Genomic DNA, 13720 nt, shown 5'->3' on the forward strand with positions numbered 1-13720 from the left:
CTCAGCCTTTCTTCCGTGTTGACGTGCGCTGCTTGTGGTGCAGGAGGAGGGAGACCACGCCACCGAGGAGCGCGAGAAGCAGCAGAACGGTGAGGGACGGGTTGATGTAGCCGGGGATGACGACGGTGTAGTCGCGACCGTCCGAGGCCTCGCAGACGAGCCGCAGCGGGATGAAGTCCCCTCTGCGGCCGACGAGGGCCGGCGTTCCTTCGGGACGCTGCCGCTCGCACTCCTCGGCCTGTTCCTGGCCGTCCAGGAACAGGACGTGGAGAAGCCCCCAGAGGTAGAGGGCGAGCGCCGCTCCGGCCGCTGCCAAGGAGACGTCCCGCCATGTCCGGAACGGAGTGGTCCGGCGGCGCGCCTGGCGGGTGAGCCGTGAGCCCAGGTAGACGGCGAGACCGACCACGGTCGGCACCCCTGTGAGCAGGACCGTGAACAGCACGGCGGCATCGTGGCCCTGCCAGGGGTCGGATGCCATGACCACGGCGGTCAGCCCCCTCGGACGGCGAGGTTGTACTTCTCGAAGATGTCGTAGAGCGGCATGCGCTCCTGTGCGTGTGCCACCGCTTCGTCGCCGAAGCCCTGGTACCGGCGCAGCACCTCGAAGATCTCCGTGGGGGTGTAGTCGAGGGCGGGACGGCGGATCGGGGTCTCGGCGTGATCCCCCTGCTTTCCGTCGGCCCCCCATATGTGCAGATGCGGCACGGTACTGAGGTTGAACACGTTGTCCTGGTTGACCTTCTGCCACATGGCCCAGCGATCGCCGTCCGCGGTCGCGTCGAGGATGGTGCCCTCGAGCAGTCCCGCGCGGATCGAGTTGTTGCGCGACAGGATGCAGGTGCGGCCCGAGATCTTGGCGATGCCGGTGCTGCTGTCGACCAGTCGCTCGACCTTGGGGAGGTCCTTGGCCCAGTCCGGGATGATGCCGGTGTGGTAGAGCGCCACGCCTGCGTCCTCGACCAGGTCCTTCTGGCTGTAGTGGCAGAACTCCCAGAAGGCCGAGGTCTGGATGAGCGCCTTGCGCATCCGGTACCTGCGGGCCGCGGAGGTGATCGTGGCGTCGTGGCTGATGATCGTTTCGAGGCACTCGCGCAGGGTGTAGATGCGCGGCCCGCCGGGCTTGCCGATCGACGCCATGTAGTCCTCGACCTCCTCCAGCAGGGAGGGCCACAGGCCGAGGTCGAAGCCGATGTCCAGCTTCTGGGTGGGAGCGGGGTAGAAGTCCCCCTGCCCGGTGTCCCGGCCGGAGGCGATGTTGTTGTCGATCTCGATCCGGCCGTCACCGGAGCCGACCACCTTGGTGACGATCTGGTCGAACGCCCAGTTCTCGGGCATCGGGTAGCCGAGGTTTCCGGAGAATCCGGAGGACATGTCCGACACGAAGCTGGCGTCCGCGTAGCCGGCGGCACCGATGCGGGAGCACGCGTTGCGCGGGCCGTACACCCCGATCCTGAAGGGGCTGCCCAGCGCGTTCATCTGCTCCCTGACGCTCTGGAAGTACGGCAGGATGTGCGAGGTGACCTCGTCGTCCACCGCATCGTAGTCGACGGCGAAGTAGATGCGCGTGCCCGGCTTGAACCCGTGCTCCTCGGCCTTGAACGCGGCGTTCAGACAGTCCGTGAGGCCCTGCTCGGGACTGTAGTAGTCCACGGACCGCGCCCAGGTCTGGTAGATCGGAAAGCAGCGCAGCCCGTACTCCTTGATGGTGGCGAGCTCGCCCGGCTGGATCTCCTTCTCGGGCAGGTCCGTGGTGGAGGGGTTGTAGAGGTACCGCCCGACGTACTTGTACCCGGCGGCCTTCAGGGCCTGCGCGCGGGCAGGGGTGATCTTCGTGACGCCGTCGCACGCCTCGCCCTGGCGGCTCTGGTCCCCGTACGAGACGAGCAGTGACGCCCACGTCTGGAAGTCCCCCTTGCCGGTCACGGGGAGCTTCAGGAACGACTGGAGCGTGCTGACGCTACTGGCCAGGGAGGATGTGAAGGAGCTCGAGAAGGCCACCGGCCGCTTGTTGAGGACCATCGCCCCGCTGAACAGCTGCACCCACACCCCGGAGGATCCGCTGGACACCGTGTGGCTCTTCAGGCCGGACTGCGTGCCCGGGCCGAAGACCCCGTTCGCGACGCCGTCGGCCATACCCAGCTCGTACTGAATGGCCAGGAGCATGGACTTGGCGACGTCACGGGAGTGGTGACCGTCGCAGGGAATGATGTAGTAGTCCTTGCGCAGGACGTAACGGCCGTTCAGCCACTGCTGGATGGACCGGATGGTGTCCGATCCGTTGTTGACGGTGACGTAGGCGTCCATGTTGAACAGGCCCTTGACCACCTTCGGCCACAGGGAGCTGCCGGGATAGGTACCGCTGACGCCCATGTTCTCGTTGAGCTTCGCGACCGCCGTCTTGACCCGGGAATTGTAGGTCCCGTCGATCTCGCCGCCGTCGTATCCCTTGCAGTAGAGGGCCGACTGGATGATCCGGCAGAAGTTCGCCGACGGGATCGTGGTCTCGTCGAGCTTGCCGTACTTCTCCCGCAGCGCCGCCAGTGTGGCCGGGCCGAAGTTGTTCGACAGCCCTGAGATGCCCATCTCGTACTGGAGGGCACGGGTAAGGGCATACATGACCACCCAACCCGTGCGGCCGTTCTCCTCCAGTTCGGAAATCCCGAGGGTGGCTCCATTCCCATAAGTGGTGTTGATGAATCTCTGGGCGCGAAGCACCATCTCGTCGGCCATCGAGTTCCTTCCATGAGGAGAGAGGCAGGATGGGTGGACATCTCGGCACACAACTGTCTTCCCGGGCGATCCGCAGTGCTGCTCCACCTCTTCAGACATCGGGACCGCTCATGCGTGCGTGCTGCTCCCGGCCCGTGGCCCACCTGCCCGTCCCCCGGAACGGTCGAATCCCACCCACCCCACGAGCGCCTTCCGAAGCCCTCGTGATCACTGGGAATCTAAATCATCCGAGCAGACATGAGAAGTCTTTATCCACGCGACGAGGGCACAGCGGCCGGGCGCCGGTGACCACGCGTAGTCACCCGAGCGTTCCGAATGCCCGAAATGGACAGAAACTCTCCGCGTTCCGCGTTGCCGCTATTTCCTCGCGGATCTCATGGGCGATATCCGGCCAATCGTTTTCCTCGCGAGCGGCACCCGTGGACTTTCAGCGTGACCGCGTCGGCGGCAGGCTGGGGGCCGGAGCGCACTCGACGCCTTTCGAATCCGGCGAATTCCAGCCACGCCGGGAGTGGCAATTCGGCCGTTCTGTTCGGCCGGGGTGCGGTGGAGGGCGCGCGGGCGCTCCCGCGTGAGCGCCCGCGCGCGGCCATCAGCGCCTACCCGTGTGAGGCCGCCAACCGTGCCCCCGCCCCACGGGAGCGACACCACGGGAGAGGCACCACGAGAAGGGCACCACGAGAGAGGCACCAACAGGAGAGGCACCACAGGAGAGGCACCAACAGGAGGGCACCACGAGAGAGGCACCACAGGAGAGGCACCACAGGAGGGGTCGTCTCGTCTGCATGACGCAGGGGACATGGGCGGCGGGCATGGCGCAGTCCGCCCGGCGCACGCCGCCAAGCAGCGCGGGCAGGCCGTCCGCGCGCGGCCCGTCAGCGCGCGCGGTCGGCCAGTCGGCCCAGCCCCCTCGAACCGGCGGCCCAATCGGCTCGGCGACCCACTCGGCCAGGTCAGGAGCTGAGGCCCCGGAGAGCGGGCCCACTGTGGCTCAACAGCCGGTGGCGCTCCGGGACGTCGGGCAGCTCACTCAGCCGGCCAGCAGCTTCTTGACCGCGGCGGCGACCCGCCCGCCCTCGGCCTGTCCGGCCACCTTCGGGTTCACGATCTTCATCACGGCGCCCATGGCCCGCGGGCCCTCGGCACCGGCGGCCTTCGCCTCCTCGACTGCCTGGGCGACGATCGCGTCCAGCTCGTCGTCGGACAGCTGCTTGGGCAGGTAGGCGGCGAGCACCTCGCCCTCCGCCTTCTCCCGCTCGGCCTGCTCGCCACGGCCGCCCTGGGCGAAGGCGTCGGCAGCCTCACGGCGCTTCTTCGCCTCGCGGGTGATCACCTTGAGGACCTCGTCGTCGGAGAGCTCGCGCTTCTCCTTCCCCGAGACCTCCTCCTTGGTGATCGCGGTGAGCGTCAGCCGGAGCGTCGAGGAGCGGAGCTCGTCGCGCTCCTTGATCGCGGCGTTGAGGTCATCCTGCAGCTTCGACTTGAGCGTGGTCATGTGAGTGATTGTCGCAGGTGCGGAAGCAGGAACGCCCACTGAATTAACGCCCGCCGACGCAAGAGGCGCCGCGGCCGGGCACCTTCGACCGGACCGGCCGCCGGGCCCGGCTCCCACCAGCGTCTGACACGATGGACGTATGCGCGCGCGATACGGAGTGCCCCTGTCCCTCGCGGCGGCTGGCGCCGCCGGTCTCGTCTACGCGGCGGGCTTCGAGACCCGGTCCTTCCGCCTCCGGCGGGTGACGGTCCCGGTCCTGCCGTCCGGGATGCGCCCGCTGCGCGTGCTGCAGGTCTCCGACATCCACCTGGTCAGCGGACAGCGCAAGAAGCAGCGCTGGCTGCGCTCGCTCGCGGGCCTCCGCCCGGACTTCGTGATCAACACGGGTGACAACCTCTCCGATCCGGACGGCGTCCCCGAGGTACTGGACGCCCTGGGTCCGCTGATGGAATTCCCGGGCGCGTACGTCTTCGGCTCCAACGACTACTACGGCCCGCGGCTGCGCAACCCCGCCCGGTACCTGCTGGAGAAGGCCCAGGGCCGCCACGGCCTGAACGGCAACCCGCCGGCCGTGGGCGTCGTCCACAACCCGTGGGAGGACCTGCGCGACGCCTTCGACGTCGCCGGCTGGCTCAACCTGACCAACACCCGCGGCACGCTCAAGATCGAGGGCACGTCGATCGAGCTCACCGGCCTCGACGACCCGCACATCAAGCGCGACCGGTACGCGCAGGTGGCGGGCGGCCCGTCGCCCGCGGCCGACTTCTCGATGGGGGTGGTGCACGCCCCGTACCTGCGCGTTCTGGACGCGTACACGGCGGACGCCTACCCCTTGATCCTGGCCGGCCACACCCACGGCGGCCAGCTCTGCATCCCCTTCCACGGCGCCCTGGTCACCAACTGCGACCTCGACACCGACCGTGTGAAGGGGCTGTCCACGCACACGGCGGAGGGCCGCACCTCCTACCTCCACGTCTCTGCGGGCTGCGGGACCAGCCGCTACACGCCGGTACGGTTCGCCTGCCCACCGGAGGCGACTCTGCTGACGCTGGTCGGACCGGAGTAGACGCCGACGGGACAGGAGCAGCGGCGAGCGAACCGGGGGGGCGGGCCACCGGCAGCCGTCCGGTCCGACAGCCGCCCGCCCGGTGAGCGGCGGCATCCCCCACACGGCTCACCCATATCGCCCCGTTCACCCCAAATATCTAGCTTGGGGGCATGACCGCCCCGATACCCAGGGACATCCCGGACCTCCCCGCGGTCCCTGGCACCCCCATGCTGCTGCCCTCATCGGTGCCCGCCAGAGCCGTGGTACCGCCGGTACGCCGCCCTGTCGCGGCCGTGGTCCGCCTGCTGGTGGCCCTGCTCGCACTGGCGGGCGTGGCCCTCGGGCTCCTGCTGGGCAGCCCGACCCGGATCCTGAGCTACTTCACCGTCCAGAGCAGCGCCCTGCTCGCCCTGGTGATGCTGGCCTCGGCCCGCCGGGCCTGGACCGCCCGCCGCCCCCTGCCCGGCGCCCTGACGGGTGCGGCCCTGCTGTACGTCGTCGTCGCCGGCCTGGTGTACCACCTGCTCCTCGCCGACGCGGCGACCCCGTACTCCCTGACCGCCGGGACCGGCGCGACGGCCGCCGGGCACTGGCACACCCTCACCCACCACATCCTGCACACCGCGGTCCCGGTCGCCGCGCTCCTGGACTGGCTGCTCCTGACCGCACCGGGCCGACTGCACCTGCGCCAGGCCGCCGCATGGCTCCTCTATCCCCTGGCCTACCTGGCCTTCTCTCTCACTCGCGGCGAGCTGCTCATCCCGCACAGCACGGCCCGCTACCTCTACCCCTTCCTCGACGTGGACCAGCACGGCTACAAGGGCGTCCTGGCCAACGCGCTCCTCCTGGGCCTGTCCATCTACGCCGCGGCGGTCCTCCTGGTGGCCCTCGACCACGCCCGCCCCAACCCCCTGCGCCGCCGCTGGTAAACCGGATTTCGTCTCCGGCCACCGGTGGGCTAAAGTAAACGACGTCGCCGCGACTGCGACGACACTCGGGGTGTGGCGCAGCTTGGCAGCGCGCTTCGTTCGGGACGAAGAGGTCGTGGGTTCAAATCCCGCCACCCCGACAGTGAAGTACCAGGTCAGGGGCCTGATCCGCTCAGCGGGTCGGGCCCCTGAGTGGTTCCGGGGGTCATTCTGGGAGCCATTTGGGAGCCGACTTCGGAATCGGAATACGACTCCCCTGGCGGCCGCTCTTCGAGATCAGAAGCTGGTCGGCTCACGCCGCCGGACGGTCGGCTGCTCCCCGTCGTCGGGCTCAGCGGGCGGCGGCACGGCATAGTCGTGGCCGCTGCCAGTCCAGCGCCCGACGACCCGCCACACCTCGTAGGGCAGGAGCCACTCCGAGGCGCACGGCAGGATCGTGCGTGGAAGGAGCATGTCCTCCTTCCACTCCCCGGGCAGATGCAGGCACAGGTCGCCGTCGGCATAGACATGCGGCAAGGCGGTGGGACGCGGGTGCAGGGCCAGAGGGTTGAAGGACTCGGCGAGTGCGTTGTCGGCCGAGCTGCCGATCGCGCTGATGGACTGACGGACGCCGGCTTGCGGGCAGGCGTCGGCGAAGGCCCGGCTGGTGTACTGGGCCCCGTGATCGGTGTGCATGACCGCCCCGGTGAGGCTGCCTCGGGTTTGTTCGGCGGCGGCCAGGACACCGCCCTCACCTACACCGGTGCCGACGGCGCGGTGAACGGATCACCGGCCAACCATTCGGCGCAGCTCACCAACAACTTCGGGACGCCGGTCAATGGCCGTGCCGTGCGGTTCGCCCTCGGCACGGGGGCCACCCAGCAGACGTGCACGGGAACGACGAGCTACACGGGACCGCTACCTGCGCCGTCGCCTCTGTGGACCAGCCGCTGACCGACTCCGCCACCGTCCCGCTGCGCGCGTCCTTCGCCGGTGACGCCGGCTACCTGGCCTCCGACACCTCTGCACAGCTGAAGCTCCAGTACGCGACGGGCCGCGCCTACGGCATCTCGGCGCACGTCGACCTCATCGGCGTACCGCTGCTGGAGATCGATCCGCAACCCGACACCGGAACCGTCCGCACAGCGGACGCGACCACGACCGGCACCCCGTGCTCGGCCGAGTACGACTCGGTCCTGCTGTCAGCGCAGAAACTGTGCCCCAAAGTCACCACGACACTCGCTCCCGGCAAGGTCACGGCGACCTCGACCGTGGCGCAGGCACGCATCGGGCTGCCCGGTGTGCCCCTCATCGAGGGGCACACCGGGCTCACCGCGGCCTCCAGCAGCCAGTGCGGCAAGGCCACCGGCAGCACCTCGTGGCACGACCGCGCATAAGCCGATCAAGCACAGCGACCGGCGAGCGCGGGGGCAGGCTCCGACGGGCGTCGAGCGCTGCTCCCCACCGGTCGGTCAGGCCGGCCTTGAGATGCTCGCGCTTGCCAGGGGTCACGTGGGCCTAGCGAGCCGGTCTGGCGATACGCAGCCAGCAGGCGTCGGACCGGCCTTGGGCGTTGCGCCACGGACCGGAACACCGGGCCAGGGCTCGCCGAGCAGCGGGACCGGACGGGCATCCTGCCGTTCGCCGAGACGGCGGGCATCCTCACGGTGAAGTCCCGGATCCACCAGACCGCAAACGCGGCAATCCACTCAACCAGCGCGGATCGGTGAAGAATTGACCGAATACTGCCTCCGTCGAGATTTCGTCGTGCACTGCTCAACGCGTGCCGCCCCACCCATCGCGCTTCTCGTCGGGCCCGTACTGGCTCCAGCCGTTCGAATACGGCTTCAGAGGCCATCCGCTTACCGCTCGGCAGGCTTGATCAGTCGAACATGGTTTCTGTTCGGATGACCCCTCGGGGGTCTGGGCATAACGGCAGGGCCTCCTGGTAGCTCGGGGTTGCGATCCCAACGAGCTGCACCAGGAGGCCCTGTGCCGCACGTTCTTGTGCGGGCCGGGTGGGTGACTGGGCCCTGAGACTGGTGCTCAGAGAACGAACAGGAACCGATGACGAAGCCTCAGGACGAGGCGCTCGCGTCACCACGCCTCATCCCGGCCGAGGCCGGCTCAGGGCGCCGACAGGATCAGGCGGCGGGCGAAGTTGCGGTAGCCGAGGCGGGTGAAGGCCGCGGCCATGGGGCGGTTGGGCAGATCGGTGTCGGCGCGGATCAGGTCGGCGCCGGCCTCCTCGGCGAGCAGGCGGGTGATCTCGGCCAGCAGGTCGTCGACATAGCCGTGGCCGCGGTGCTCGGGGAGCACCCCTAGGTAGCCGACGACGTGGGAGCCGGTGTTGCGGGAGGGCAGCGCAAAGCCGACGGGCTCGCCTCCGGGGGTCTCGGCGACGCGCCACCAGGCACGCTCGCCCTGCATGTCGTCCCGGTAGAAGGCGAGGTCGTCGCGGGCCTGTGCCTCGGCACCCCGGATCGCCGCCTCGGTGCGGGAGGTGACGTCCAGGGTGCCGTCCAGCGCCCGCCGGAAGAGGCCGGCGAAGACCTCGTCGTCCGGCTCGGGGCGGAAGCGGAGGCGTGGGGACGGTCGCGGGACGGTGCCCGTCCCGCCGGTCCACTCGTAGCGGAGGCGCTCCAGGGGGACGGTCAGACCCGCCTGCTCGGCCGCGGCACGGCGCCAGGTGAGGGCGGCCAAGGCCGCGGGGCGGTCGCGCCAGTCGGGGGGCAGCAGTACGTGGTACTCGGGGGGCGTCTGCTGCCCTTTCGCGGCGTACGCGGTGTGCGCGGCAGTAAGGAGACCGGCGGCGACTGCGGTGGCCCGCGCCGACCGTTCCTCGTCGGGCGCGGTGTCCGCGGGGTGCTGTACGTGGAGCGTGTTGAGCACACTGGGCGCGGTCGCGTGCGGCGGTCCCCACCACAGGGCCACGGCCCGCAGCTCGCCGTCGGTTTCCGCGATCCACGTCCACTCGGGGCGGTACTCGCCCTGCGCCAGGCCCTCCCGGAAGGTCTCGGCGTCGGCCCAGGCGCCGATCCGGCCGGGAGCGAGCAGCGGGAGCAGCCGGGCCAGGTCGCGATCCGGGGCGGCGGAGGCGGACAGCGGGCGGTAGCGGGCAGACATGGGGCCTTCCTGGGCTCGGTTTCGGGTCCCTCCGCGGTCTCGGGGCTTCCGGGCTCTCGGGGCTTCCGGAGTCTCGGGGCTTCCGGAGCTTCCAAGGCTTCCGGAGCTTCCGAGTATGGGGCGGTCGGGTGGTCGGGGTGATCCTCCACTGTGCGGTGGGCCGCTTGGAAGAGGTGCGGCTCGGGACGGTCTCCGCGGCGGGGCGGTGGAGTACCGCGGGAGACCGTCCGTAGCCGCACCCGTGGGTGGACCAGGGACCGTCAGTCGGTGATCTCCACCTTCCCGTTGAGCTGCGGGGCCGGGCCACCCTCGGCGGCCGGCTCCGGCCGGGCGGCGGGTGCCTGGTCCCGGCGGGTGACGTTCTTCAGCAGTTCCGCGAGGTCCATGCCGGTGGCGGAGTTGAGCAGCTCCATGCCCTGGGTGACGTTGTCCGCGACGGTGCGCGACAGGCGGCTCGCGCCGTCCGTGGAGATCACCGTCATCTTGTCCACGGCCGCGAGCGGCTCCGACGCCTTGGCCACCACCTGCGGCAGCACCTCGACCAGCATCTGGAGCACCGCCGCGTCGCCGTAGCGGCCGAAGGCGTCCGCCTTCTTCTCCATCGCCTCGGCCTCGGCCGCGCCCTTGGCGCCGATCGCCGCGGCCTCCGCCTCGCCCTCCAGCCGTACCGCCTCGGCGATCGCCGCACGCCGGGAGCGCTCGGCCTCACCCTGCTTGAGGCCCTCGATGGCCTCGGCCTCGGCCAGTGCGCCACGGCGCTGCTTCTCGCCCTCACCGGTCAGCCGGGCCCGCTCGGCCTCGGCCTGGGCGGCGGCGATCTCGGCCGCACGCTCGGCCTCGGCCTGCTTCACCCGGGCCACCCGGCGGGCCTCGGCCTCCTGCTCGGCCGCGTAGCGCTGGGCGTCGGCGGGCTTGCGGACCTCGGTGTCGAGCTGGCGGTCCTTCAGTGCGGCCTGGCGCTCGGCGACCTTCTCCTGCTCGGCGAGGATGTCCTGCTCCCGGGCGGCCTCGGCGAGCGGGCCGGCGGCGTTGGCGCGGGCCAGGGCCTGGTCGGTCTCGGCCTTGATCTCGGCCTGCTTCAGCTGGAGGGTGCGCTGCGCGACGGCGATCTCCTCCTCGGCCTTCAGCCGGGCCTGCTCGGCGGCGCGCCGCGCCACGGCCTCGGCTATGTCGGCCTCCTGCTTGGCTCGCGCGGCCTCCGGGCGGCCGAGGTCCTCCAGGTAGGAACCCTCGGTGGTGATGTCCTGGATCTGGAAGGCGTCCAGCACCAGGCCCTGGCCGGAGAGGCTGGCCTCCGCCTCCTCCGCCACCTGGCCGGCGAATGCGGCGCGGTCGCGGATCACGTCCTCCACGGACATCCGGCCGACGATCGCCCGCAGCGCGCCGGACAGCACCTCCTGGGTGAAGCCGACGATGCCGTCCTGCTGCATCAGGAAGCGCTGGGCCGCCGCCCTGATCGCGTCCTCCGTGCCGCCGACCTTGACGATCGCGACGCCCTCCAGGTTGGCCTTGACCCCGCGCAGCGTGACCGCGCCGCGTACGGCGACCGGGATGTGCCGCGAGGACAGGTCGAGGGTGAACCGCTGCTGCACGAACGGCACGACGAACACACCGCCGCCGACCACGACCTTCTGGCCGCTGTTGTCGGTGAACACCCGGCCGGTCTCCGGATCGGTGGACTTCTTGCCGCGCCGCCCGGTGATGATGAACGCCTCGCTCGGACCGGCCACCTTGTAGCGGGTGATGACCACCAGTGCGATCAGCAGCAGGAGTACGACGACTCCCACCACGGCGATGACGACAGGACTCATGAGCATGCCCCCGAATCACAGAGAACAGTAGGGAAGGTGGGAAAACAACGGGGGCCGGACCGGCGTCAGTGGTCCGCCCACAGGGCAGGTCCCTCAGCGGTCCACCGGGCGGACCACCACCGACGTCTCCGTCGGCGCCGCCTCCACCCACACCTCGGTCCCCCGTGCCACCGGTCGCGCGCTGCGCGCGGCGCACTTCAGTGGCTGCCCGGCGAGATGGAGCAGTACCTCGCCGAAACCGTCGGCGGGGATGGCCGTCACTACTTTGCCGGAAGTACCCAGGAGATGGTCCGTGGTGGGGGTGACCGCGGTCTGGTCCCGCAGCAGCGCGCGGCTGAGCCGGTACGTCAGCCAGGCCGCCCCCACCCCGGACAGCGCGCCTGCGCCGGCCGCCCCCGTCGGGCCGGCCCAGCCGCTCCCCAGGACGATGGCTCCGCCGAAGCCGGTCATCGCCACGAAACCCGCGATGACCGGCAGCGACAGCCACCCGTCGAGGACCCCGTCGAGCGCTCCCCCCAGTGCGCCGTCCAGCAGTCCGTCGAAGATCAGCGACAGGGCGAGCAGCACGACCCCCGTGATACCCAGCCCGAGAAACCAGGTCATGCGCGCCTCCCCCTCCCGCCCGTCGCCGAGCTCCGACGTGAGGAATCCTGGCATCCGGGGAATGGGCGCGTCATTGCCGTACTCCGGCAATCTTGACGCGTCTTTGATGCCGTCCTCGATCACCCGTGCGATGCCGACCGATGCGGGCTCAGGCGCCCCCTCCCGCGTCGTAGGGATCGCGCGGGGTAGGCACCGGCACGGCCTCGGCCACCTCCAGGAACGGGATCGGGCCGCCGTTGACCGGGTCCCGGCTCCGCCGCGGGGTGTAGGTGCCGGTGACGTCGAGCCAGGTGTCGGGGCGCAGCACCGGCGGCATGCGGCCGGTCAGTCCGACCTTGATGGGCTGGGCGTCGGCCGCACAGCAGTTGAGGGTCATCCGGACCAGGTACGGCGTGCCGGCCTCGTCCACGGCGAGGAAGCCGGTGAGCGTCACCGGCCGCCCCTGCAGGGTGCGGCCGTCGTCGTACGCGGCCCGCTCCGCGTAGTCGGCGAGCCCCAGCCGGAGCGAGCCCTGGCCGCCGTCGGGCAACGGCGGGAAACCCAGGGGGCGTTGCACGGCCGTCCCGGCGTGCAGCGCGCTGTAGGAGCCGAGGGCGGGCGGGGCGACCAGGACCAGGGCGAGCACGGGCAGGAGCAGCAGCCAGGAGACGCGGGGCTCGGGGTGCGCGTGGGCCCCCGGCTCGGGGTGCGCATGGGCCCCCGGCTCGGGGTGCGCATGGGCCCTCGGCTCGGGGTGCGCGTGGGCTCCCGGCTCGCTGTCTGCGGGCGACGCTCCGTCGGCCGCGGCGGTGACACGGCCGCGGCGGCGCTCGTACCACGCCGTGGCCAGCGCCGTAGCGATCAGCACCGCTCCGGCGATCACGACGAGCGGGCGGAGCCCGGCCTTGACGTAGCGCAGGGACAGGTCGGTGGCGCCCGCGTGCAGCAGCGCGGCACCGAGGACGAACAGGACCGCCGCCTGGGCCTGCCGGTTCACAGCAGCACCGCCCCCGTCAGCACCGACACGGCCACGGCCACGGCGAACGTGACCGGGGCGAAGCGCAACGCGAAGGCCCGGCCGAAGGTACCGGCCTGCATCGCGAACAGCTTCAGGTCCACCACCGGGCCCACCACCAGGAACGTCAGCCGTGCCGTCAGCGAGAACTGGGACAGCGACGCCGCCACGAACGCGTCGGCCTCCGAGCAGATCGACAGCAGCACCGCGAGTACCGCCAGGGCCAGCACGGACAGCACCGGGTCCCCGGCCGCCGCCCGCAGCCAGTGCGCGGGGACGATGGCCTTGAGGGTCGCCGCGGCCATCGCGCCGACCACCAGGAAACCGCCCGCGTGCACCACGTCGTGCCGTACCGAGCCCCAGAACGCCGCTCCCCGGCCGCGGCCCTCGTCGGAGGCGCGGGGCGGCGGGCGCAGCCAGTCGGTGCGGCCCAGCCGCTGCCACAGCCAGCCCATCGCGCAGGCCACCAGCAGGCCCGCCACGAACCGGGCCAGGACCATCATCGGCTCTCCGGGGAAGGCCACAGCGGTGGCCGTCAGCACGATCGGGTTGATCGCCGGGGCGGAGAGCAGGAAGGCGAGCGCCGCGGCCGGGGTTACGCCCCGCCGCATCAGCGCCCCGGCCACCGGCACCGACGCGCACTCGCAGCCGGGCAGCACCGCCCCCGCCGCCCCGGCCACCGGCACCGCCAGCCGAGGGCGGTGACCGGGCAGCGCGCGGGCGAAGAAGGACGGCGGCACGAACACCGCGATCGCCGCCGACAGCAGCACCCCGAGCACCAGGAACGGCAGCGCCTGCACCACGACCGCCACGAACACAGTGGTCCAGCTCTGCATCACCGGCGCGGACAGCAGGGCCCGCAGCGGGTCCTGCAGCATCACGGCCAGCACCAGCAACACGGTGACGAGCAGCGGGGAGTCGATGCGGCTGCGGTCCCGCTCCGGCACGGCCCGCGCAGCCCGCACGGCCCGCACGGCCCGCGTGCTCCGCGGTCCGGGCCTCGGC

At 71.0% G+C, this 13720-nt stretch carries 12 protein-coding genes, 1 tRNA gene and 2 pseudogenes; 5 read left to right on the forward strand and 10 right to left on the reverse strand.

Annotated features, from left to right (window positions below; genetic code table 11):
* Window position 1: 1 nt before the first annotated feature.
* The 3 genes from V5O46_RS12685 to V5O46_RS12695 form a co-directional block, all read right to left on the reverse strand.
* Window positions 2–478: a hypothetical protein gene (locus V5O46_RS12685; RefSeq protein WP_332884661.1), complete on the reverse strand. Its 477-nt coding sequence runs from the start codon at window positions 476–478 to the stop codon at window positions 2–4.
* 11 nt (window positions 479–489) lie between these two features.
* Window positions 490–2730 carry a glycoside hydrolase domain-containing protein gene (locus V5O46_RS12690; RefSeq protein WP_332884662.1) on the reverse strand — a complete coding sequence of 747 codons (2241 nt, stop codon included), beginning with the start codon at window positions 2728–2730 and terminating at the stop codon, window positions 490–492.
* Between the two features lie 1030 nt (window positions 2731–3760).
* On the reverse strand, window positions 3761–4225 hold the full coding sequence (locus tag V5O46_RS12695; RefSeq protein ID WP_332884663.1) for a GatB/YqeY domain-containing protein: 465 nt from the start codon (window positions 4223–4225) through the stop codon (window positions 3761–3763).
* 139 nt (window positions 4226–4364) lie between these two features.
* Between V5O46_RS12695 and V5O46_RS12700 the strand changes: the two genes are divergently transcribed.
* The 3 genes from V5O46_RS12700 to V5O46_RS12710 all read left to right on the forward strand — a co-directional run bounded on the left by V5O46_RS12700 (window position 4365) and on the right by V5O46_RS12710 (window position 6342).
* Window positions 4365–5291, forward strand: a complete 927-nt coding sequence (locus V5O46_RS12700) for a metallophosphoesterase (protein WP_332884664.1) — start codon at window positions 4365–4367, stop codon at window positions 5289–5291.
* A 152-nt stretch (window positions 5292–5443) separates the two neighbouring features.
* Complete coding sequence (locus V5O46_RS12705; protein WP_332884665.1) at window positions 5444–6202, forward strand: Pr6Pr family membrane protein; 759 nt, start codon at window positions 5444–5446, stop codon at window positions 6200–6202.
* A 66-nt stretch (window positions 6203–6268) separates the two neighbouring features.
* A tRNA-Pro gene (locus V5O46_RS12710) sits at window positions 6269–6342 on the forward strand.
* Between the two features lie 406 nt (window positions 6343–6748).
* Here V5O46_RS12710 and V5O46_RS12715 read toward each other — a convergent pair.
* Window positions 6749–6922, reverse strand: a pseudogene (locus V5O46_RS12715) (IS3-like element IS1206 family transposase); the annotation flags it as partial.
* Here V5O46_RS12715 and V5O46_RS12720 point away from each other — a divergent pair.
* Together V5O46_RS12720 and V5O46_RS12725 are read left to right on the forward strand one after the other, a co-directional pair.
* Entirely contained in the window at window positions 6863–7135 is a 273-nt protein-coding gene (locus tag V5O46_RS12720; protein WP_332884666.1) for a hypothetical protein, read from the forward strand. The pseudogene V5O46_RS12715 and the gene V5O46_RS12720 overlap by 60 nt on opposite strands.
* A complete protein-coding gene (locus tag V5O46_RS12725) occupies window positions 7120–7578 on the forward strand; it encodes a choice-of-anchor P family protein (RefSeq protein WP_332884667.1) in 459 nt (152 codons plus the stop codon). Before V5O46_RS12720 ends, V5O46_RS12725 begins: the two co-directional genes overlap by 16 nt.
* On the opposite strand, the pseudogene V5O46_RS12730 reads toward V5O46_RS12725, so the two are convergent.
* The 6 genes and pseudogenes from V5O46_RS12730 to V5O46_RS12755 form a co-directional block, all read right to left on the reverse strand.
* Window positions 7511–7818: pseudogene (locus tag V5O46_RS12730) on the reverse strand (hypothetical protein); the annotation flags it as partial. The gene V5O46_RS12725 and the pseudogene V5O46_RS12730 sit on opposite strands and share 68 nt — an antisense overlap.
* 490 nt (window positions 7819–8308) lie before the next feature.
* Window positions 8309–9307: a GNAT family N-acetyltransferase gene (locus V5O46_RS12735; protein WP_332884668.1), complete on the reverse strand. Its 999-nt coding sequence runs from the start codon at window positions 9305–9307 to the stop codon at window positions 8309–8311.
* 260 nt (window positions 9308–9567) lie between these two features.
* Window positions 9568–11118 (reverse strand): flotillin family protein, encoded by a 1551-nt coding sequence (locus V5O46_RS12740; protein ID WP_332884669.1) that lies wholly within the window; start codon window positions 11116–11118, stop codon window positions 9568–9570.
* A gap of 93 nt (window positions 11119–11211) precedes the next feature.
* Window positions 11212–11721 (reverse strand): hypothetical protein, encoded by a 510-nt coding sequence (locus tag V5O46_RS12745; protein ID WP_332884670.1) that lies wholly within the window; start codon window positions 11719–11721, stop codon window positions 11212–11214.
* Window positions 11722–11869: 148 nt separating this feature from the next.
* Window positions 11870–12697: a TIGR03943 family putative permease subunit gene (locus tag V5O46_RS12750; RefSeq protein WP_332884671.1), complete on the reverse strand. Its 828-nt coding sequence runs from the start codon at window positions 12695–12697 to the stop codon at window positions 11870–11872.
* On the reverse strand, window positions 12694–13680 hold the full coding sequence (locus V5O46_RS12755; RefSeq protein ID WP_332884672.1) for a permease: 987 nt from the start codon (window positions 13678–13680) through the stop codon (window positions 12694–12696). The genes V5O46_RS12750 and V5O46_RS12755 overlap by 4 nt, the downstream gene beginning before the upstream one ends.
* Window positions 13681–13720 lie beyond the last annotated feature (40 nt).

Source organism: Streptomyces poriticola (genome assembly GCF_036689765.1).
Taxonomy (GTDB): domain Bacteria; phylum Actinomycetota; class Actinomycetes; order Streptomycetales; family Streptomycetaceae; genus Streptomyces; species Streptomyces poriticola.